Source organism: Glycomyces tenuis DSM 44171 (assembly GCF_000427885.1).
Taxonomy (GTDB): domain Bacteria; phylum Actinomycetota; class Actinomycetes; order Mycobacteriales; family Micromonosporaceae; genus Glycomyces; species Glycomyces tenuis.
Window position 1 is genome coordinate 116974 of the sequence record NZ_ATYW01000017.1, and the last position, 19125, is coordinate 136098.

Sequence of the window (19125 nt, forward strand, 5' to 3'; positions counted from 1 at the left end):
AGGTCGATGCGCGCACCGGGCGAGTCGGATCCGCCCGGCGGTCGGGCCGGGCCCGCCGGGACGGCCATCGACTCGCAGGACACCAGGGCCGGCCGGCACTGAGTTCAAGCGGATCCTGGTGTCGCCGCCCGCGAAGAGGGCCGGCTGTTCGGGGCGGTCTCGGCAGCGCAGTCCACGAAGGCGCGCACCCTGCCGGTTTCGTTGGATTCGAGCCAGACCGGCGCCCATTGGAGTTCAGGCGCGCCGGTGATCGGCAGGTAGACGACGCCGGGGCGCGGGTAGAAGCGCGCGGCGTGCGCGCCGACCGGAAAGACGCCCTGTCCAGCGGCGACCAGCGCCAGAATCTCCGAGAAGGTCTCCGCCACCGGGCCCGACCGCACCGGGCGGCCCGAAGGGGCCGTGGCGGGGACGCGGTAGCGGATCGCCGCCTCGGGGAGGCCGCTGGGGTGGATGACCGGATGGGCTGCGAAGGCCTCAGCGGTCGCCTGCCGTTCGCGCGCGAGCCGGTGGCCTTCGGGGACGGCCAGCACGAGCGGCTCGGTGAACAGCACCGGCCCGACCCGCACCCCCTCGACCGGAAGGGCGGTGATGAGCACGTCGAGCTGCCCGGACACGACGCGTTCGCAGGCGTCGTGGAGCTGCGCCTCGTGGAGGTGGACCCGGCAGTCCCGGTATCGGCCGCTGAACCGGTCGACGGCCGAGAGGAGCGCTTGACCGGCCGCGGCGCCGACGAAGCCGACGTGCAGCTCCCCGGCGAGTCCGCGTCCGGCCTCGACCGCGCGCCGCTCGGCCGCGTCCATCTGCGCCACCAGTGGACGCAGCTCCGTCGCCAGCCGGGCGCCGATCGGGGTGGCCGCGACGGTGCGGCTGGTGCGGGTGAACAGCGGGGCGCCGATACGGCGCTCGAGGCGCTTCACTATGCGGCTGACCTGTCCGGTCGACAGGCGCAACCGCTCGGCGGTCCGGCCGAAGTGCAGCTCCTCGTCGAGCGTCAGCAGCACTTCGATGTCAGTGCGTTCGAGCACCTCAGCCTCCATCGTTGCGTCGGACGCAACGACTGTAGCCGGAATCGATCTTGATGGCGGCGCGGGCGGCGCGCAGAGTGGTCTTCGCATACGGCACCGGGACCTGCCGCGGAATCGTCGCCCGCGATGAATCCGCGCCCGCCGCCTCGTCTAACCGGACAGCACCCATCACCCGCCACAAGGAGCACTGCTCATGACCACCGTGACCACCACCCGCCCTCTGGCCGCCCCGGCCGCGACCGCCGCCGTCCCGCGCCGACTGCTGGCGTGCGGAGTACTCGCCGGGCCGCTGTTCGTCGGCCTCACCGTCGCCCAGGCCGCGACCCGCGACGGCTTCGACCCGGTCGTGCACCCGCTGAGCCTGCTCAGCCTCGGCGAGCTCGGCTGGATCCAGATCGCGAACTTCGTCGTCTCGGGCCTGCTGGCCCTGACCGGAGCGGTGGGACTCCACCGCTCGCTCGCAGGCGGCCCCGCCGCCACGTGGGGCCCGAGGCTGTTCGGCCTCTACGGGATCGCCCTGGTGTGGGGCGGCGTCTTCGTCGCCGACCCGGCCTTCGGCTACCCGCTCGGCACCCCGGACGGCGCTCCCGCCGAGCAGAGCTGGCACAGCGTCCTCCACGCGTTCGCCGCCCCGGGAGCCTGCCTCACACTGTTCGCCGCCTGCTTCGTCTTCGCGCGCCGGTTCGAGCGCGAACGCCGCACCGCCTGGCGCGCGGTCTGCCTCACCGTGCCGGTCCTGTACCTGGCGCTCACGGCGGCCTCCTTCGCCGCGGCCGACTACCGGTTGATGCTCGCCGGCGGCGCGCTCATCTGGCTGTGGGCCTCGGCCCTCACGTTCCAGCACCTGCGCTCGGTTCGCTAGCGCAGACCGACCACCCGACGACGACCCCACGGAGGATTCCCATGACCACGCCGCCCAAGGGCCCCACCTCGTACTTCCCTTCGATCGAGCGGACCCACGGCCGAGCGATCGCCGACTGGCTCGACGACATGCGGGCGAGCGGCCACACCGGACACAAGGCCCTGGTCAACTGGCTCAAGGCCGAGCACGGCCTCGGCCACGGGCACGCCAACGCGCTGACCGCCTACCACCTCAACCCCGGGAAATGGCCCGAATACCGGGCGACGTAGGCCCCGCCCCGTCAGGGGCGGCACGCGGCGGCTCTGCGCAAGAGGTATCGCTGCTCGGGCATGCTCGTGGCGAGCCGTGCCGCCTCCAGGTAGGCGGTGCGGGATTCGTCGATGCGGCCCGCCCGCTCCAGCAGGTGCGCCCTGACCGCGTGCAGGCGGTGGAGCGGCTCCAGCTTCCGTTGCCGCATCAGCGGTTCGAGCATCGACAGGCCGGCGTCGGGTCCCTCGGTCATCGCGACGGCCACGGCGCGATTCATGGTGACCACGGCCCCCGGCGCGACGGCGTCGAGCATTCGGTAGAGCTCGGCGATCTGCGGCCAGTCCGTGTCGGCGTAGTCGGCCGCCTCGTCGTGGACGGCGGCGATCGCCGCTTGGAGCTGGAACGGCCCGACCGGGCCGGTCGGCAGCGCGTGCTCCACGAGCGCCACGCCTTCGGCGATCATCGCCCCGTCCCACCGGGCGCGGTCCTGCTCGGCCAGCGGCACGAGTTCGCCGCGGTCGTCGACTCGCGCCCTCGCCCGCGCCTCGGTCAGCAGCATCAACGCCAGCAGGCCGGCGGTCTCGGTGTCGCTGGGCAAGCGGCGCCGAAGTTCCCGGGCGAGCCGGATCGCCTCCCGGGTCAACGAGATGTCGAGCAGCTCGGTTCCGGCGCTTCGGGCGTACCCCTCGTTGAAGATCAGGTACAGCACCTGGCGCGCCGACCGCACCCGCTCGGGCAGGTCGTCCGCGCCGACGTCGCCGAGACTCGCGTCCGAGGCCGACAGCTTCGCCTTGGCCCGGCTGATCCGCTGCGCCATGGTGGCGACCGGCACGAGGAACGCCGAGGCGATCTGCTCGGTGGTCAACCCGCCGACCGCGCGCAGAGTCAGGGCGACCTGGGAGGCCTCGGAGAGCGAGGGGTGGCAGCACAGCAGCAGCACATGCAGCGAATCGTCCCGTTCGGCGCCGGAGCGGCGGGGAGTGGGGTCGCGTTCTGCGGCGGTCTCGCGAGCCGTGCGGGCCTGGTCGCTGCGCTGGGCGTCGATCAGCCGCCGCGACGCTGCCCGGACCAGCCAGGCGCGGGGGTTCCTCGGCAGCCCTTCGCGCGGCCAGTGCAGCGCCGCCGCGATCAGCGCCTCCTGGACGGCGTCCTCGCAGCGGTCGAAGTGCCCGTAGCGGCGGACCAGCGCCCCGAGGACGTGCGGCGACTCGCGCCGCCACACCGCCTCGAGGTCGCCGTCCGGAGTCTGGACCATGCCCTTACCGCTCCTCGCCGCCCGGCCACATCGCCGGTCGCAGCTCGATCGTCTCGCCGGGCCCGGAGAAGGCGTGCGCGATCTCCTGGGCGCGTTCAGGGCCGGCGACGTCGATCAGGAAGAACCCGGCCAGGTGCTCCTTGTACTCGGAGTAGGGGCCGTCGGTGGCCAGCGGCTCGCCGTCGCGCCAGCGGTAGAGCGTCGACGTGGTCGGATCGCCGAGGGCCTCTCCGGTGATCAGCTCGCCGTTCTCCTGCATCTCCCCCAGCAGCCGCTCGAACTCGGAGTTCAGCCGCTCGCGCTGCTCGGCGGGCAGGGCCTGGTTCTCGGCGACGAAGTCGCCGGTCGGGTGCCCCCACGGCTGGGGGTTGGAGTGGATCAGAATGACGTACTTCATGGTGACCTCCTGGCCATCGTCATCGGGCCGGACTTTCCGGCCGCTCACCTGAGACGACGGAGCCGCACCGCGGTTCTCGACATCGTCTGCCGCCTCACCCGGAAAATGCTTCACCGGCGCCGCCCGCCTGGGCGTTCCCCGGCTCGGCTCCGCGATGAACTCGACTGCCGGTCCCCCGGCAAAGCCCGCAGTGACCGACTCACGGCCGATCTGGTGCCCCGGTCGGAGACATCGTAGTTCAACAGTTCGGCGGACTGCTGAGCCAACGCTGCGGGCACATGCATCGTTAAGCGACCATGCACGGCCACTACCTGTCGAAAGAAATCCACATAGGCCTCGATGAGGCCTGCCGTGGTGCCCGCACCGCCCGACGCGTCCTCGACATCGCCTGGGCGGCCGACGGCGTCACACTGCGCGCTCGCCTCCATCGCCGCAGCGCCGTTTCACGGAGCGTCACAGCTGCGAGGTCGGTCCACGTTCAGGTTCGGCAATGCTCTTGATCGTCTCCTGGTATTCGTCCAGACGGCCCTCCATGCCAGAATGCGAAGTGCGGTCAGCCCGTGGCACGCATCGAGAACGTCGCCACCGATGCCCGCGTGCCGATTGCCCTTCGGCAGCCTGAAGGCCAGGGATCCGCGACCGGCGGCCGACTTCCGTCGAGCACTCGTTCTTTGACCGGGAGACAACATGGCAGAGCCCAATGGTCACCCGACCGCCCTCAACCCCGCCGCCTGGCTGCTGATCCTGTGGTCGCTGGGCTTCGGTGGCCTCAGCGTCTTCTGGGCCTGTGGCGGCACCTGGCTGGCCGACAAAGTCTCCGAACAGGCCCAGCAGATGGCCGCCGACCGCGTGTGGTGGTTCATGCTCCTGCTGTGGCTGACGGCGGCACTGAAACTCGGCTACGGCGTGCGGGCACTGGCGATCACCCGCGCCTGGGGGCGGGTCTTCCCCCGCTGGCTGCTGCTCCTCGGCGGCTGGGGCGCCGGCCTGGCGACCCTCGGCTACGGCGCAGTGCAGTTGGCATTGTCACTCCCGGTGTACACCGGCGCGGTCGAATACGCCAACGCCCCCGACCGCGAGACGCTGTGGTGGCACGTCTTCGTCTGGCAGCCGGTCTGGATCGCCGGAGGACTCCTCGTCCTGACCGCCACCCTCACCTACCAGATCCAAAGCGGACGGTCCCGGGCGCGAGCCGAGTGACATGTCCGAAGGAGAATGGTCTTCCCGTCGGTGGGGGTGTTGTTCCGGTCCTGGTGCGGGCTCACCTGTCGTCCGCGTTCAATGAAACCCTCCGAGGCCCGATGGGTTGCTTGAGGGCGATCGCCGGTTGAGCACATATGAGCACTGCGGCACCGGGCTCGGCGGTCGCAGCCGTGCAGGGATCAATTCGCCGTCTCGGCGGGGAGGCGAGCCGGTTCAAGTCCGCGGATCCGATCCGGAGCGGCGAAACCACGTGTCACGGCCATCAGGGTCGACACCCATCCGGTCGAGGGCGGCGGGTTCGCCCTCCAGGGTGCCGAAGGCCTGCTCGGTCGCCTGAGCGCCTTGAGCGGGTTCGGCGGTTCGTTCTCGATTTCTATGCTGGTGGCATCGTTTTCGAGTGAAGGGGTGGCCTTGAGCGGCGAGGATGAGCGCTTGCGGAAGCTCTATGACGAGGTGTGGGCCGGTGGGGCCGCCGCGTTCCGGGGTGGGACGTATCGTGCGGATCCGGTTCCGGCGCATGGTGCCGGGCGGTGGGGGCTGAGTTTCGTGGTCCGGGTCGAAGGTGCTTTGGCGGAGGCGTTCGCGGCCGAGTGCGATCGGATCGCGCGGGTGCGGCGCTCGCCGCATCTGGTGTACCGGCGCGATGAGCTGCACATGACCGTTCGCAGTCTGGAGGGCTACCAGGAGACCGTGCCTGAGGAGCAGGTGCTGCACTACCGGTCGCAGCTCGAGCGGGCCGTCGAGGGGGTCGGCCCGTTCGCGGTCCGGTTCAGGGGCCTGTGCGGTTCACCCGCCGGGGTCTTCGTGCGCGGCTATCCGGACGGGGCGTTGTTCGAGCTGCGGCACAGGCTCACCGAGGCGCAGCGGCCGCAGGGGAATCTGGGCGTGCCCGGTGGGGACGGCGAGCGGGTCAGGGACAACGCGCACGTCTCGTTGCTGGTCGCCAAGTCGCCGGTCGTGGCCGAGCCGGAGCTCGTGGAGTATGTGGACGCCCGGAGCGAGGTCGAGTTCGGGACGCTGCGGTGCGCGGCGGTCGCTCTGGTCCGGTATCGCCCTGACGCGGTCTCGGTCGGGCTTGAGGAGTACGAGCGGATCCGACTCGGGTGAGGGCCGGGAGACCGGCCCTCACCCGCCTGCTAGCGGCCTATGCCGTCGAGGGTGAAGTGCTCGTTCCACTCGTGGACCCATTGCCTGCCGAAGGCGTCGGCGACCGCTCCGTTCCTGGAGAAGGTCAGGGTCTCGGCGTCGAGGCCGGCGTCGTCGAGGGAGGCGGGCTGCACGACGTTCGTGTTGATCTTGTCGCTCCACCTGGCCAGCTCGTAGGTGGACGACGGGTTCGCGAACGTCGCCGAGGCCGCGCTGTAGTCGCCGCCGCCGATGATCACGGAGTGGTCGAGCTCGTTGCGGGACGGGACGTAGAGCGAGTCCGGGTCCTCCCAGACGGCGGCCCGGTCGCAGCCGTTGCTCGCGTCCGTCGCATAGTGCTCGGCTTTGCAGTCCTCACCGGTGTCGTCGACGCGGGGCACGTACCAGTCGTCGATCTCCGGGTAGAGGATCGGCGTGCCGTCGGCGTACGTGTGCTCGCCGCTGGTGTAGTGCTCGTGCCAGGCGGCGACGATCTCCGGTGTCGCGCTGTACTTCTCGCCCTCGCGCACGTCGAGGAAGGAGTTGAAGCGGCTCTGCACCACCCAGCCGTTGGACACGGGCAGGTCGGTCTCCCCGTCCTCGTGGTAGAGCTTGTCGTGCCCGGTGTGCTCGACGTCGATGTACACGTTGTCGTTGGCGGTGTTCGAGTGTCCGGACTGGAAGAACACGCCCGCGTTCGCGTCCTGGACCACGTTGTGGTGGAACCGCATCCCTGAGGCGCCGTCGTCCATGTAGAAGGCGTTGTTCGAGCCGCCGATCGTCTCGAAGTAGTTGTAGGCGACCTCGTTCCCCAGGTAGGTGTAGTCGCGTCCGGTGTAGACGACGCCCTGGTCGCCCGCGTTCAGCACCAGGTTCTGGAAGTGGTTGTGGTTGACCTTCATGTCGTTGCCCATGATCTGGATCGCCATGTGCGGCGCGTCGTGGACGTAGTTGTACTCGAAGGTGTTCCCCACTCCGTAGAGGTATCCGGCGGGCGTGTAGGTCGCGAGTTGGGAGAAGCGCGCGATCTCGTTGTGCCGAGCGACGTTGTCGCCGCGTTCGAGGGTCTCGCGGTCGCCGCCGCCGAGGAGGACGCCGCCTCCTCCGAGGTCGTGGAGGTAGGAGTGCTGCACGACGTTGCCGTGCCCGCCGCGAGTGGTCTCGTAGTCGGGCAGGGCCGTGAGGGTCTCGCTGGTCTCGCCGATGCGGATGGCGTCCATGCTCACATTGGAGATCTCGACGCCGTCGATGAGCGTGTCGACCGCGTCCAGCAGCTGCACGCCGGTCACGAGCGAACCGGTCATCGCCATGCCCTGCAAGGTGACGCCGGCGGTGCCCTCCAGGCGGAAGAAGTTCTGGTCGAAGGTCATCAGCTCGATGTCCTTGCCCTCGACCGTTCCGTCGGCGGGCGCGTAGTAGAGGACGTCGTTGCCCTCGTAGCGGTCGATGTAGTACTCGCCGGCGACGTCGAGTTCGGACAGGGCGTTGACGACCTTGACCTTGGTCCACTCGTCCTGCGGGATGTACATCGAGGGGTACTTCGCGTAGAGCCGGTCCTCGCTCCAGGAGACGAGGCGGACCATGTCGTTGGCGTAGTTGTTGCCGAGGTAGCCCGAGAGCCAGGTCTCCGTCTCGTACGTGGTGTTGTCGATGTCCTCGATCCACTGCGGGTCGAGCTGGGTCGCCACGTCCGAGTACTCGCCGAAGCCGCGGCCGCCCAGGTCGTCCACGACCGGCTCGCCCTCCGGGGCCCAGGCCTGGTACCGCTCGGCGGCGCGGCCGCCGACGGTGAAGATCGACGGCGTCATCGTCAGCATCTGCTCGTAGGACCACGAGTCGCTGTCGTCGGGGTGCTCCTGCTTCTTGTCCTCGAACTGGGCGCGCGGGGTGGTGCCGCTCCACTGCCAGTCGTCCTGCGCGCCGAAGCGGCCGAGCAGGTCGACGTTCATCAGGTCCTCGGGGCCTTCGGCGTCCCACTTCTCGCCGGTGCCCCACAGGTGGCACGCGGTGTCGGTGGTGTCGCAGGAGTCGCCGTTCGGGTACTCGGCGAGCGTCTGGATCGATCCGTCGACGATGAGCTCCGGCGCGAAGGGCTGCTGCACCCAGTTGAAGCCGTTCTTGTAGAGCGTGCCGGGGTCGATGCCCGCCGCTCCGAGGTCGTAGACCCAGACGTCCTCGCGCAGGGCCGCGTCGGTCAGGCGCGTGTTCGAGGAGTACTGGGGCTGGGCGAGCTCGTCCTCGCCGAGCTCGGCGAGCCGCTGCCAGCCGTCGGCGGGGAGCCCGTGGGAGCCGGTGATCGTCACCTGCTCGTCCTTGTAGGCGGTGTAGGTGACCCACGAGTGCTCCTCGCCGGTCAGCTCGATCGTCTCGTCCAGGACGTACTCGCCGCCGCGGAGGTAGACGGTGCCGCGTTCGTCCTCAGAGGTCTGTCCGGCCAGCGCGTCGCGCGCGGCCTCGATCGTCCGGAGCGGGGCCTGCTTCGTGCCGGGGTTCGCGTCGTCGCCTTCGGTGCTGGAGACGTACACGGTCAGCGGCGGCGACGCCTGCGCCGGGGCGCTCACGCTGAGCGCCGCGCTCACCATGAGGACCACCGCGGCCGCTTTCGCGGCGAGGCGTCTGGCGGGGTGGTGCGTTCTCGTCATCGAGAAACTCCCTCGTCGTAGTGCCATGCGCCGATTCGTGAGAGCACACATGACACATCTACATGTATGACATGTTAAGAATAGGGGTCGGGAGGGCGGTACGCAAGACCTGAGGGCGACCGGTTCAGTCGTCCTGCGGCGCCCGGGTCTCGCACTGCGGCTGTTGGCGTCCGAGGCCGTCGATCTCGGCGGTGAGCGGGCGCAACCCGCGCCGGCGCTCGCCGCCGTGCGCCGCTGGGCGCTCCTCGCCTCCGGCGCCGACGCGGGCGGGCTTCACGCGGTCTCCTCAGCTGAGGTCGGGGCGCTCGCCCTCGGTGATGCGGCGGCGGCGTTCGACGTAGGCGGGCAGGATGGTCACGTCCTCGTCGGTGAACCAGTCGAAGGGCGCAGTGGAGGCGACAAGCGCGAAGTTCGCCCACGGCTCGAAGGAGCCCGAGCGGACGACGAGCTTGGCGCGCGGGGCCCACTGTTCGATGAGCGTCTCGTGCGTGGTGCCGTGGAAGACGGCCCCCGAGCCGGTGAAGCGGTCCTGGACCTCGCCGTAGAGGCGCGGGTGGTGCGTCTTCAGCTCGGTGGCGAAGTGGACCTCCTCGACGCAGACGGCGTCGAGGAGCGCCTGGAGCACGACGCGGACGTCGATCTGGCCGCGCGTGAGGGCCAGGTCGATCCGGTTCGCGTCGGCGGGGATGGGGAATCCGGCGTCGGTCACCAGGACCACGTCGGTGTGTCCGAGCGCGGCCAGGCCGCGGGCGAGCTCGGGGTGCAGGATGGTGCCGTTTCTCATTGCCGCTCCAATGCGTTCGTCGGGTTCGTGCGGGCGAGGGCCGCCTCGACCGCGGCGCGGTCCTGATAGGAGGGGACGGTCTCCCAGTGCTCGCAGCACAGGCCCGCCGTCGCGTTCGCGAAGCGCGCCGCCTCGGGGAGGCTCCCGCCTTCGCCGAGCGCCACGGCCAGCGCGGCGTTGAAGCTGTCGCCGGCGCCGTTCGAGTCGACGACGGTGACGGGCACCGGCGGGACCGGCACGGCGCCCTCGGCGGTGGCGACCAGGGCGCCCGCTTCGCCGAGGGTGATCACGACGGCCTTCGGGCCGAGCGCGAGGAGGCGGCGGGCCAGTGCCTCGGCGGGCGTGCCGTCGCCCGGTTCGAGGCCGAGGACGGTCTTCGCCTCGTGCTCGTTCGGCGTCAGCACGTCCACGCAGGACAGATCCACCTCGCGCAGGTCCGCCGCGGGAGCGGGGTTGAGGATCGTGGCCGCGCCGCCCCGCCGCGCGAGCGCGAGCGCGTGCAGGGCCGTCTCCAGGGGTGTCTCCAGTTGCGCGAGCGCCGCGTCGGCGGCGAGCAGCGCGTCGGCGCAGCGGTCGACGTCGGCGGGGACGAAGGCGGCGTTCGCACCCGGGTCGACGACGATGACGTTGCGGCCCACGGTGTCCTTGACGATGAAGCCGACGCCGGTCGGCCGGTCCGCGGTGGTGCGCAGGCGCTCGATGTTCACGCCTTCGTCCTCCATGAGCGCTTTGAACTCCTCGCCGTGGGCGTCGTCGCCGACGACGCCCAGATAGGACACCTCGGCGCCGAGGCGCGCGGCCTGGACGGCCATGTCGGAGCCCTTGCCGCCGAAGGTCTCCCGGTAGTCCCGGCCGATGAGGGTCTCGCCCGCCCCGGGGATCCGGTCGGCCGTCATGACCAGGGCCTTCGCGTAGCTGCCGACGACGGCGACCCTCGCGCGCGCGTCAGTAGGCATCGGGGTCCCCCTCCAGGCCGTCGACGATCGCCGGGCCCGAGCTGGTGCCGACCAGTTCGGCCCCCGCGGCGAAGAGCGAGCGCATCTTCTCCAGCGTGTTGACCTTGCCGGAGACCTTGACCCGGCAGGGCGCCTCGATGTGCTCGGCGAGGATCCGCACGTCGTGCTCGGTGGCGGCCAGGCCGCCCCTGCCCCAGCCGGAGGACTGCTTGACCCAGTCGACGCCCGCCTCGTAGGCGATCCGGGTGGCCTTGGCCTTGAGCTCGTCGGTCTCCAGGAAACCGAACTCCAGCATGGCCTTGACCTTGATCCCCTCGCCGTGGGCGGCCTCGACGATCGCGGCGATGTCCTTCGCGTACAGCTCCTCGTCGCCGCCGAGCAGGAGCCCGGGGTGCGGCGGGAAGTCGAACTCGTCGACGCCGTCGGCCGCGAGCGCCTGCAAGGCCGCCAGGCGCATCGCGAGGGTGTCGTTCGCCATCGGGAAGTTCAGGGTCGAGGCGACTCTCACGCCGGTGCCGGACAGCGCCTCTTTGGCCAGGCGCACCCAGTACGGCGCGATCATGGCCGCGTCGAAGCCGTACTCGACGCAGGTCTCGAGGTGCTTGAGCAGCCCCGCCCGGGTCAGGTCCGGGTTGACGTTCGTGTACTGGATCGCCCCGGCGACCTGTCTGGGGTCGGTGAAGTCGGTGGTCATCGTGGTCTCCTTCCGAATGCGGGCTCAGCCCCTCATGGCGAAGCCTGCGAGCCGTAAATCAGCCCTTGACGGCGCCCGCCGAGAGGCCGCCCATGATGTGCCGCTGCATGACCACGAAGATCAGCAGGATCGGGGCGACGGCGAGCAGCAGGGTGGGAAAGACGATCTCGTAGTTCGTCGAGTAGGTGGACACCGCGGCGTACACGCCGGTCGTGATCGTGCGGAACTCCGAGCCGGGCCCGAGGATCAGCTGCGGGCTGACGAAGTCGTTCCAGGCGCCCAGGGCGTTGAGGATGAACGCGGTGGCGACGATCGGCCGCATGAGCGGGAAGATGATCGTCCACAGGATGCGCTGGCGGCCCGCGCCGTCGATCGAGGCCGCCTCGTCCAGGGAGCGGGGCAGCATCCTGATGTAGGCGCTGAAGACGAACAGCGTGAACGGGATCATCGTCGCGGACATGAACAGGACCAGGCCCGGCAGCGTCCCCATCAGGCCGAGCGACTTCAGGACGAAGACCGCCGGGACGAGGATGATCTGCGCGGGCACGAACATGCCCGCGACGAAGAACATCAGCAGAATCCTGAACAGGAGCTTGGGCGTGCGGGCGATGGCGTACGCGGCGGGGACCGCCGTCCCGATCGCGACGGCGTTGCACGCCAGGACCAGGAACAGCGAGACCGCGTAGCCCTCGACGACGGGGAAGCTCGTGCTCTGCCAGGCGGCCTCGAGGTACTCGGTGGACGCCGTCGCGAAGTCGATCCCGAGCGGGGACAGCAGGATCTCCTGCTGCGGCTTGAACGCGTTGACCACCATGATGTACATCGGCACGAGCATGGCGGCCGAGAGCACCGCCACGACGGTGACGCGGGCGGCGGTGCGGAACGTGCGCTTGCTGGTCATCCGAGGCTCTCCGCTCCCTCTTCGGCGCGCCGGCGCAGCACGATGATCGTGAACGACAGGAGCCCGGCGACGAGGACGAGCAGGACCGCCTGCGCGCACGCGAGCCCGATGTCGTTGTTGGCGAAGGAGACCGCGAGGATCTCGTACGCCCAGTTCTGGGTGGCGTCGCCCGGCCCGCCGTTGGTCAGGCCGAGCACGACGTCGTAGACCTTCAGCAGCGAGAGCACGGTGGTCACGAGCGTGACGGTCACGGTCGGCGCCAGCGCGGGCCATGTGACGTGCCGGAACACCTGGCCGCCGCCGGCGCCGTCGATCCTGGCCGACTCCTTCAGGTCCGGTGAGACCGCCTGGAGGCCGGCGAGGTAGAGGACGAGCTGCACGCCGAACTGCGCCCAGACGATCACCGCGATGAGCGTCGCCAGCGCCCACTGCGGGTCGGCCAGGAACGGCAGCGTGGACTGCCCCCAGCCTCCGAGGATGTTGTTCACCGCGCCCTGCGGCCCCAGGATCGCCTGCCACAGGAAGCCGACGATGAGGGCCGAGAGCACGTGCGGGTAGAACATCACGACGCGGGCGAAGGTGTTGAACGGCGTGGTGCGCCGCAGCAGCAGCGCGAGGCCGAGCGCGGCGGCGTTCACCAGGAGGGTGCCGACCACGGCGATCGCCACGGTGACCCAGACCGAGGGGTGCAGATCGCCGATGGGGTCGTCGGCGATCCGCCGGTAGTTCTCGAGGCCGACCCACGTCGGCGTCCGGCTCGGGAAGCCGTTGTAGTCGGTGAACGAGTAGTAGACGGCGAAGCCGACGGGCACGACCAGGAGTCCGACGTAGACGGCGAGCGCCGGCACCGTCAGCAGCCCGTTCGCGAAGGCGCCGGCGCGGGTCCGCCACGAGGTCGAGGTCCGGGGCATGTCAGCCGGCACTCTCCGCCTCGTACCAGGCGGTGAGGTCGGCGGCGACGTCGGCGGGGTCGGCGCCCTGCCACAGGCTCTGGACGAGCTCGGTGAACTTGGGGTTGAACCCGGCCACCGGCAGCGCGTAGTCGCCGACGGTCTGGTTGCCCGGCACGACGAACGACGGCGCCTGGTCGGCGACCTCCTGGACGGCCGAGGCGTACTCGTTGCCGCTGGTGTCCAGGCCCTCGCGGGTGAAGTGGTCCATCTCGGCCTGCGTGGCGATCGCCTCCGCGTCGGTCACGAGGTACTCGACGAGCGCGGTGGCGTCGTCGACCTTCTCGGTGCCGTTCCACACCATGTACGGGTAGGCCATGGTGGCGCCCATGGGGCCGGGGGCGTCGGCGGCGGCGTCGACGGGCGCCGAGAAGACGCCCACTTCGAAGTCCGGCGGCGAGGCGGCCAGCGTCGTGGTGAACCAGGAGCCCATCGGGTAGATCCCGACCTCGCCGGCGATGAAGTTCGCCTCCTGGGTGCCCGAGTCGGTCGCCACGTCGTCGGCGGTCGTGTAGCCGGCGTCGATCCACTCGGAGAGGTGCTCGAACAGCGGCTCGAATTGCTCGCCGAGGCTCGAGGAGCCGTCGGCGACGCTCTGCTGCCAGCCGGGGGCGGCGACGTTCTGCTGGGGGTGCCAGATCTGCTGGGCCTGCACGCCGGTGGCCCATTCGGAGGCGAAGGCGATGGGGGTGGCCACGCCGGCGCCGTCGAGGGCGGCGAGGGCGGCGTCGAGTTCGTCCCAGGTCTGGGGCGGCTCGGTGACGCCGGCCTGCTCGAACAGGTCGGCGTTGTAGTACAGCAGCGACTGGGGCTGCATGCCGACGCCGACGACATTGATCTCGCCGTCGGTGGCGTACAGGTCCGCCATCGGCGTCCCGGAGGCCCACTCGTACTCGGTGAGGTCGAGGATCTCGGGGGCGGTGTCCTCTGAGGGGAAGATCGACTGGATGACGTCGGGGGCCGTCCCGGCGGCCAGGAGCGAGGGGAAGGACTCGGCGACCGACTGGCCGGTGGGGCCCTCGATCTCGACGTCGATCCCGGTCTCGTCCTCGAAGGGCTTGACGAGCGCTTCCCACTTCTCCTGCGTGAGGTTGTCGGTGATGTTCACGAGCATGCGCACCGAGTCGCTGTCGGAGCCGCCGCCGGAGCCGCAGGCCGTGAGCGCGAGGACCGGGGCGAAGCCGAGGATGACGGCGCCGCGGGTGCGGCGCCGGAGCGGAGTTGACATCGTTGTCTCCCAACCTTGGTCCGAGTCGCCTCCACCCGGAGGACGACTACTTGTAATACATACTACATGTGCTAAGTCATGGTCAAGTGTGCGGTCAGCCTCGCGCACGTGCCCCCGGTAGGGGATCGCGCCGAGGACCGAGACGTCGGTCGCGCGCGCCGAGTCGTCGAGGCGCCAGATCCCCTCGTCGGCGACGAAGAAGACCGGCGCCTCGTCGAATGCGAGCTCGGCGGGCAGCGGCTCCTTGTCCGTCCAGGCGAAGAAGGACCGCGCGAAGTCGTCGCGGTCCTTGCGGCCGTAGATGCTGAGGTCTCCGGCCGTCAGCGGGCTGAGGATGCACCAGTGGACGCCGTCCTCGACCCAGTAGGCGCGGTCGGAGAGCAGGACGGACCGCCGCTCCGGCTCGGCGAACACCACGTCCCAGAACGACTCGGCCCAGAAGGACTCGGCGGTGTCGTAGTGCCGCACGAGGAACAGCAGGTCGTGGGCGTGCCAGGCGGTGCTCGGGGCGACGTCCGCCTCGTTGTGCCAGCCGGTGGCGGAGGCGAAGTACCCGGCGGGGGTCTGGTACGCGGCGTAGGTGGCCAGGCAGTCCTCGACGAAGGCCGCGAGCTCGGGGTGCTCGGTCTCGGAGAGGACCTCGTCGATGCCGTAGAGGCTCAGGCCCATGCCCGCGATGAGCATCGGCTCGGTGGTCTTCAGGGCCGTCTCGCCGCGCACGTACCAGTAGCGGTGGAAGCGGGTGCGGCCCCGCTCGTCCGTCCAGGCCGAGCGCGCGACGTGGAGGCTCAGGCGGACCGCCTCGTCGAGCAGGTCCGGGCGGGCGAAGCGCCGCGAGCCGATCACGAGCGGCACGATCATCAGCCCGTAGTACTCGGCCGGTTCGAGGATGCCGCCCTCGGCGCGGTCGGCGGGCTGCCGGTAGGCCCCGCAGCTCGCCGCGTCGGGGACGCCGGGGGCGCGGCTGAGCCGGACGAGGGCGTCGAGGTCGTCCTCCAGCTCGTGGGCGTAGCGGTCGTCCCCCGACAGCTCGGTGTACCTGAACTTCGCCCAGACGCGGGCGTACTCCTGGTTCACGGTCCCGTCCTCGCTCGGGCGCCCGCCGCCGTAGACGCGGCACGCCTCGAGGTTCGCGCGGACGGCCCGCAGGACCTCCTCGGCCTCGCCGGGCTCCAGGAGGTGCCCGGCGTGGCGCAGGCCCTCCAGGAGGCCGATGCACCCGGCCATGTTGTGGATGAGCCCGGAGGTGGCCGACTCGCCGACCTGGAAGCCGATGTGGCGGAACTGGCCGTCGCCTTGGACCGTGCGCGCCTGGAACAGCATCATGCGGCGCCACATCTCGCGGGCCCGGTCGTCGGGCCGCCTGGCGAGGGCCTGGGCGAACGCCGCGGTCGCCGGGGCCGAGAACGCCTGGTGCCCGCTGGTGAAGTCGATGAACGTGGCGGGGTTGGTGCCCCACACGCTGTGGTTGTGGAAGCCCCGGATCTGGCCTTGGGCGCCGATCCAGGTGCGCATCCACCGGGCGAGCGCGGCCGTGTCCGGTGCGGGGGCCTCGTGCGTGCTCATGTCGTGCTCCTTCCCGTGTGCGCCTCGTCGAGTGCCGGGACGAGGCCGAGGCGGTCGAGTTCGTCCCAGAGCGCTTGCGGCACTTCGCGTGCGATGCGTTCGGCGTTGGCCGTGACGTGGTCGGCGGTGCGCATGCCGGCGACGACCGAGGCCACCGCGCCGTGCCGCAGCGCGAACTGCGCGGCGAGTTCGGGGACGGTGACGCCGTACGGCTCGGCGGCGTCGGCGATCCGGTGGACCAGGGCGGCGAGCTCCGAAGGCACCCGCCGGTAGTCGAAGCGGGCGTCCGCGGCGGGGCGCGGCTCGGCGAGGAGCCCGGAGTTGTAGACGGCCGCGGCGACCACCGCGACCCCGCGGTCGAGCGCGGCGGGCAGGAGGTCGGCGAGGGCGCCCCGGTCGACGAGGGTGAACCGGCCCGCGCACATGACGACGTCGATGTCGGTCTCGCGGACGAAGCGGGCGGGCATCGCCGACTGGTTCATGCCCACGCCGATCGCCGAGACGACGCCCTGCTCGCGCAGTTCCACGAGGGCCTGGACGCCGCCGGTGGACGCCTCGTCCCAGTGCTCGTCGGGGTCGTGCAGGTAGACGATGTCGATCCGGTCGGTGCCGAGCCGTTCGAGGCTGCCCTCCAGGGACCGGAGGATGCCGTCCCTGGAGAAGTCCCATTCCCGGCGGAAGGCGGCGGGGACGGCGAAGCCGCCGTCGTCTCGCAGGTGCGCGCGCTCGGGCGTCGGCACGAGCAGGCGCCCGACCTTGGTCGACAGGACGTACTCGTCCCGGGGCCGCCCGGCCAGGACCGCGCCGAGGCGCCGCTCGGAGAGGCCGAGCCCGTAGTGCGGGGCGGTGTCGAAGTACCTGACGCCTGCGTCCCAGGCGGCGTCGACGGCGCCGCTGGCCTCCGCTTCGGTGGTCTCGCGGTAGAGGTTGCCCAGCTGCGCGGCGCCGAAACCGAGCTCGGTCAGCCTGGTGCCGGTTCGCAGTTCACGCATGCCCGGGCCCTCCCAGGTCTTCGGGGCAGGCGAAGGGGAGCCCGGCCGCGAAGCGCTCGACTTCGGCGGCGACCGAGTCGCCGATGCGGTGCAGCTCGCGGCCGATCGAGCCGGCTATGTGCGGGGTGAGCACGACGTTCGGCAGGGTCCACAGTTCACTGTCCGGGGAGGGCGGTTCGGGCTCGGTGACGTCGAGGACCGCTTCGATGCGGCCGGTGCGCAGTTCGGCGACGAGCGCGGCCTCGTCGACGACGGCGCCGCGCGCGGTGTTGATCAGCGTCGCCCCGTCGGGCATGAGCGCCAGGACGCGCGCGTCGATCTGGCCGACGGTCTCCGGCAGCAGCGGCTGGTGCAGTGAGAGCACGTCGCTCTGCGCCGCGACCTCGTCGAGGCCCGCTGTGCGCACGCCGAGCGCCGCGGCGTCCTCGGGCCCCAGCTCGGGGCTGTAGACGACGACGTCGAGTGCGAAGGGGCGCAGGAGCTCGATGAGGCGGCGCCCGACCTGCGAGGCGCCGACGATGCCGACGGTGCGGCGGTAGTTGCCCGCGTCGCTCGGGCGCTCGGGCATGCGGCGGTGCTCGCGGTACTCGCGTTCGAGCGGACGGGCCCGCTTGTTGGCCAACAGGATCTGGGCGAGCGTGTACTCGGCGACCGGGGCGGCGTTGACGGCGCGCGCGTTCGAGGCCCGCACGCCGCGCGCGGCGTGCTCGGCCGGGTCGGCCAGGCAGGTGGCGGCGACGCCGCCCGCGTAGACGACGGCGCGCAGCCGGGGGACGAGCGGGGGCGGAATGCGGGGTGCTCCCCAGCCCGCCAGCAGCACTTCGGCCTCGGCGAGGAGCGCGCGGTCCCGCTCGGAGCCGGTGTCGGTGACGACCCGCTCGGTGTCGACGTCCAGCAGCGCCGAGATCCGGTCGAGCGCCTGCGGGGTGAAGACCTGTCCGATCAGGTCCGCCGGCCGGAAGGACAGGGCCGCCCGGGGCCTGCGGGTCTCGGCGGCGCTCATGCGCTGCCGCCCTCCTCGGCTCCGGCGCGGCGGTGCCGCGACGCGAGCCGCAGGCCCGCGTCGGGCGGGCGCACGTGCGGGCCCGCGGCGTCCCCCCAGGTGCCCGCGCCGCGCTGCGCGGCGATGTGCGCCTCGTCGACCTCGATGCCGAGGCCGGGCGCGTCGCCGAGCCGGATGCCGCCGTCGGCGATCTCCTGGTCGGCGCTGAGGCCGACCGGCAGCGCGAGGTCCTGGAGCTCGGTGGCGAGGTGGTTGGGGACGGCGGCGGCCGCGTGCGCCAGCGGGTTGGCGTTGTACGCGACCGGGCTGACGGGCAGGTCGCGGCCGAGCGCGAGGACCGACACGCGCAGGAAGTGGGTGATGCCCCAGACGCTTCCGGCCTGGACGACGCCGAGGGCGTCGGCGGCGAGCAGGTGCCGGTACTGCTCGAGGCCGGTGAGGTTCTCGCCGCTGGCGACCGCCGAGCGGACGCCCGCGGCGACGGCCCGGTGCCCTTCGACGTCCCAGCGCCGCACCGGCTCCTCGATCCAGGTGAGGTCGACCTGCTCCTCGACGCGGCGGGCGAGCCGGACGGCCTGGTGGCGGCCCCACGCCTCGTTGACGTCGTACATCACCGCAGGCCGCTCGGCGTTGACGCGCAGGACGTCGCGCACGGCGACCAGGCGCTTGGCGTCCCGGTCGACGTCGAGGCCGCCCTTGACCTTCGCGCCGGTGAAGCCGCGTTCGGCCCAGCGCTCGTAGAGGCCGACGAGCGCGTCGTCGTCGAGCGCGTACTCCAGGCCCGAGGCGTAGCCGGGGACGAAGCGGTCGGCCGCGCCGAGGGTGCGCCACAGCGGTTCGCCGGCCATCTTCGCCTTGAGGTCCCACAGGGCCATGTCGAGGGCGCCGATGGTGCCGAAGGCCGCGCCGTTGTGCCCGGTCTTGAACACGAAGGCGAGCATGCGGTCGTACAGGGCGGTCACGGCGCGCGGGTCGCGGCCCTCCAGGGCCGGGAAGACGCGGTCGACGTCGGCGTTCGAGCCGAGGCCGACGCCGGTCAGGCCGCCGTCGGTCTCGAGCAGCACGATCGGGACCTCCGTGACGCCGTCGGCGATGACGCCGTTGACGTCGCCCACTGGGCGCCCCCATCGGTGGACCGTGGTCAGGCTCCGATACCCGGTGATTCGCATCGTGCTCCAGATCAGCGTCGCGATAGCATGCTCGCAGGCTTCCGCCAGCATGTCACTTATAACTTATGATACGACTGAAGATAACACATCACTCGGCTACACTTGGCCGAGCGGCGGAGTCCCG

At 71.2% G+C, this 19125-nt stretch carries 18 protein-coding genes; 4 read left to right on the forward strand and 14 right to left on the reverse strand.

What is annotated here, in order from left to right:
- Positions 1-104: 104 nt before the first annotated feature.
- Positions 105-1025: a LysR family transcriptional regulator gene (locus YWW_RS0118580; protein WP_026931288.1), complete on the reverse strand. Its 921-nt coding sequence runs from the start codon at positions 1023-1025 to the stop codon at positions 105-107.
- A 193-nt stretch (positions 1026-1218) separates the two neighbouring features.
- Here YWW_RS0118580 and YWW_RS0118585 point away from each other — a divergent pair, with 193 nt between their 5' ends.
- Positions 1219-1887 (forward strand): DUF998 domain-containing protein, encoded by a 669-nt coding sequence (locus YWW_RS0118585; protein WP_026931289.1) that lies wholly within the window; start codon positions 1219-1221, stop codon positions 1885-1887.
- Between the two features lie 41 nt (positions 1888-1928).
- Positions 1929-2156: a DUF4287 domain-containing protein gene (locus YWW_RS0118590; protein WP_026931290.1), complete on the forward strand. Its 228-nt coding sequence runs from the start codon at positions 1929-1931 to the stop codon at positions 2154-2156.
- 11 nt (positions 2157-2167) lie between these two features.
- Here YWW_RS0118590 and YWW_RS0118595 read toward each other — a convergent pair whose 3' ends face one another.
- Together YWW_RS0118595 and YWW_RS0118600 are read right to left on the reverse strand one after the other, a co-directional pair.
- Complete coding sequence (locus YWW_RS0118595) at positions 2168-3391, reverse strand: RNA polymerase sigma factor (RefSeq protein WP_026931291.1); 1224 nt, start codon at positions 3389-3391, stop codon at positions 2168-2170.
- A gap of 4 nt (positions 3392-3395) precedes the next feature.
- The gene (locus YWW_RS0118600; RefSeq protein WP_026931292.1) at positions 3396-3788 is read right to left on the reverse strand and encodes a YciI family protein; all 393 of its coding nucleotides are present in this window, start codon (positions 3786-3788) and stop codon (positions 3396-3398) included.
- 687 nt (positions 3789-4475) lie between these two features.
- Here YWW_RS0118600 and YWW_RS31445 point away from each other — a divergent pair.
- Positions 4476-4988, forward strand: coding sequence for a DUF3995 domain-containing protein (locus YWW_RS31445; RefSeq protein WP_051326016.1), 513 nt, complete (start codon positions 4476-4478; stop codon positions 4986-4988).
- A 345-nt stretch (positions 4989-5333) separates the two neighbouring features.
- On the forward strand, positions 5334-6098 hold the full coding sequence (locus tag YWW_RS0118610) for a 2'-5' RNA ligase family protein (RefSeq protein WP_155830258.1): 765 nt from the start codon (positions 5334-5336) through the stop codon (positions 6096-6098).
- A gap of 29 nt (positions 6099-6127) precedes the next feature.
- Here the strand turns inward: YWW_RS0118610 and YWW_RS0118615 are convergent, their stop codons facing one another.
- The 11 genes from YWW_RS0118615 to YWW_RS0118670 all read right to left on the reverse strand — a co-directional run bounded on the left by YWW_RS0118615 (position 6128) and on the right by YWW_RS0118670 (position 19001).
- Complete coding sequence (locus YWW_RS0118615) at positions 6128-8758, reverse strand: right-handed parallel beta-helix repeat-containing protein (RefSeq protein ID WP_026931294.1); 2631 nt, start codon at positions 8756-8758, stop codon at positions 6128-6130.
- Positions 8759-8882: 124 nt separating this feature from the next.
- Positions 8883-9035 carry a hypothetical protein gene (locus tag YWW_RS36100; RefSeq protein ID WP_155830259.1) on the reverse strand — a complete coding sequence of 51 codons (153 nt, stop codon included), beginning with the start codon at positions 9033-9035 and terminating at the stop codon, positions 8883-8885.
- Positions 9036-9044: 9 nt separating this feature from the next.
- Positions 9045-9542: a D-ribose pyranase gene (rbsD, locus tag YWW_RS0118625; protein ID WP_026931295.1), complete on the reverse strand. Its 498-nt coding sequence runs from the start codon at positions 9540-9542 to the stop codon at positions 9045-9047.
- Positions 9539-10498 carry a ribokinase gene (locus YWW_RS31450; RefSeq protein WP_051326017.1) on the reverse strand — a complete coding sequence of 320 codons (960 nt, stop codon included), beginning with the start codon at positions 10496-10498 and terminating at the stop codon, positions 9539-9541. Before YWW_RS31450 ends, rbsD begins: the two co-directional genes overlap by 4 nt.
- Positions 10488-11192, reverse strand: a complete 705-nt coding sequence (gene deoC, locus YWW_RS0118635; RefSeq protein WP_026931296.1) for a deoxyribose-phosphate aldolase — start codon at positions 11190-11192, stop codon at positions 10488-10490. Before deoC ends, YWW_RS31450 begins: the two co-directional genes overlap by 11 nt.
- Before the next feature lie 58 nt (positions 11193-11250).
- The gene (locus tag YWW_RS0118640; protein ID WP_026931297.1) at positions 11251-12093 is read right to left on the reverse strand and encodes a carbohydrate ABC transporter permease; all 843 of its coding nucleotides are present in this window, start codon (positions 12091-12093) and stop codon (positions 11251-11253) included.
- A complete protein-coding gene (locus tag YWW_RS0118645; protein WP_026931298.1) occupies positions 12090-13004 on the reverse strand; it encodes a carbohydrate ABC transporter permease in 915 nt (304 codons plus the stop codon). Before YWW_RS0118645 ends, YWW_RS0118640 begins: the two co-directional genes overlap by 4 nt.
- Before the next feature lies 1 nt (position 13005).
- Complete coding sequence (locus YWW_RS36960) at positions 13006-15837, reverse strand: ABC transporter substrate-binding protein (protein WP_211228616.1); 2832 nt, start codon at positions 15835-15837, stop codon at positions 13006-13008.
- On the reverse strand, positions 15834-16829 hold the full coding sequence (locus YWW_RS0118660; protein WP_026931299.1) for an aldo/keto reductase: 996 nt from the start codon (positions 16827-16829) through the stop codon (positions 15834-15836). The genes YWW_RS36960 and YWW_RS0118660 overlap by 4 nt, the downstream gene beginning before the upstream one ends.
- On the reverse strand, positions 16822-17832 hold the full coding sequence (locus YWW_RS0118665; RefSeq protein ID WP_026931300.1) for a hydroxyacid dehydrogenase: 1011 nt from the start codon (positions 17830-17832) through the stop codon (positions 16822-16824). Before YWW_RS0118665 ends, YWW_RS0118660 begins: the two co-directional genes overlap by 8 nt.
- Positions 17829-19001: a mandelate racemase/muconate lactonizing enzyme family protein gene (locus YWW_RS0118670; protein ID WP_026931301.1), complete on the reverse strand. Its 1173-nt coding sequence runs from the start codon at positions 18999-19001 to the stop codon at positions 17829-17831. Before YWW_RS0118670 ends, YWW_RS0118665 begins: the two co-directional genes overlap by 4 nt.
- Positions 19002-19125 lie beyond the last annotated feature (124 nt).

Bases quoted from the DNA above. Each gene is read 5' to 3' on its own strand.
- YWW_RS0118595 (WP_026931291.1), bottom strand. From the start codon at position 3,391: ATGGTCCAGACTCCGGACGGCGACCTCGAGGCGGTGTGGCGGCGCGAG.
- YWW_RS31450 (WP_051326017.1), bottom strand. From the start codon at position 10,498: ATGCCTACTGACGCGCGCGCGAGGGTCGCCGTCGTCGGCAGCTACGCG.
- rbsD (WP_026931295.1), bottom strand. From the start codon at position 9,542: ATGAGAAACGGCACCATCCTGCACCCCGAGCTCGCCCGCGGCCTGGCC.
- YWW_RS0118640 (WP_026931297.1), bottom strand. From the start codon at position 12,093: ATGACCAGCAAGCGCACGTTCCGCACCGCCGCCCGCGTCACCGTCGTG.
- YWW_RS31445 (WP_051326016.1), top strand. From the start codon at position 4,476: ATGGCAGAGCCCAATGGTCACCCGACCGCCCTCAACCCCGCCGCCTGG.
- YWW_RS36960 (WP_211228616.1), bottom strand. From the start codon at position 15,837: ATGAGCACGCACGAGGCCCCCGCACCGGACACGGCCGCGCTCGCCCGG.
- YWW_RS0118645 (WP_026931298.1), bottom strand. From the start codon at position 13,004: ATGCCCCGGACCTCGACCTCGTGGCGGACCCGCGCCGGCGCCTTCGCG.
- YWW_RS0118660 (WP_026931299.1), bottom strand. From the start codon at position 16,829: ATGCGTGAACTGCGAACCGGCACCAGGCTGACCGAGCTCGGTTTCGGC.
- YWW_RS0118615 (WP_026931294.1), bottom strand. From the start codon at position 8,758: ATGACGAGAACGCACCACCCCGCCAGACGCCTCGCCGCGAAAGCGGCC.
- YWW_RS0118600 (WP_026931292.1), bottom strand. From the start codon at position 3,788: ATGAAGTACGTCATTCTGATCCACTCCAACCCCCAGCCGTGGGGGCAC.
- YWW_RS0118670 (WP_026931301.1), bottom strand. From the start codon at position 19,001: ATGCGAATCACCGGGTATCGGAGCCTGACCACGGTCCACCGATGGGGG.
- YWW_RS0118590 (WP_026931290.1), top strand. From the start codon at position 1,929: ATGACCACGCCGCCCAAGGGCCCCACCTCGTACTTCCCTTCGATCGAG.
- deoC (WP_026931296.1), bottom strand. From the start codon at position 11,192: ATGACCACCGACTTCACCGACCCCAGACAGGTCGCCGGGGCGATCCAG.
- YWW_RS0118665 (WP_026931300.1), bottom strand. From the start codon at position 17,832: ATGAGCGCCGCCGAGACCCGCAGGCCCCGGGCGGCCCTGTCCTTCCGG.
- YWW_RS0118585 (WP_026931289.1), top strand. From the start codon at position 1,219: ATGACCACCGTGACCACCACCCGCCCTCTGGCCGCCCCGGCCGCGACC.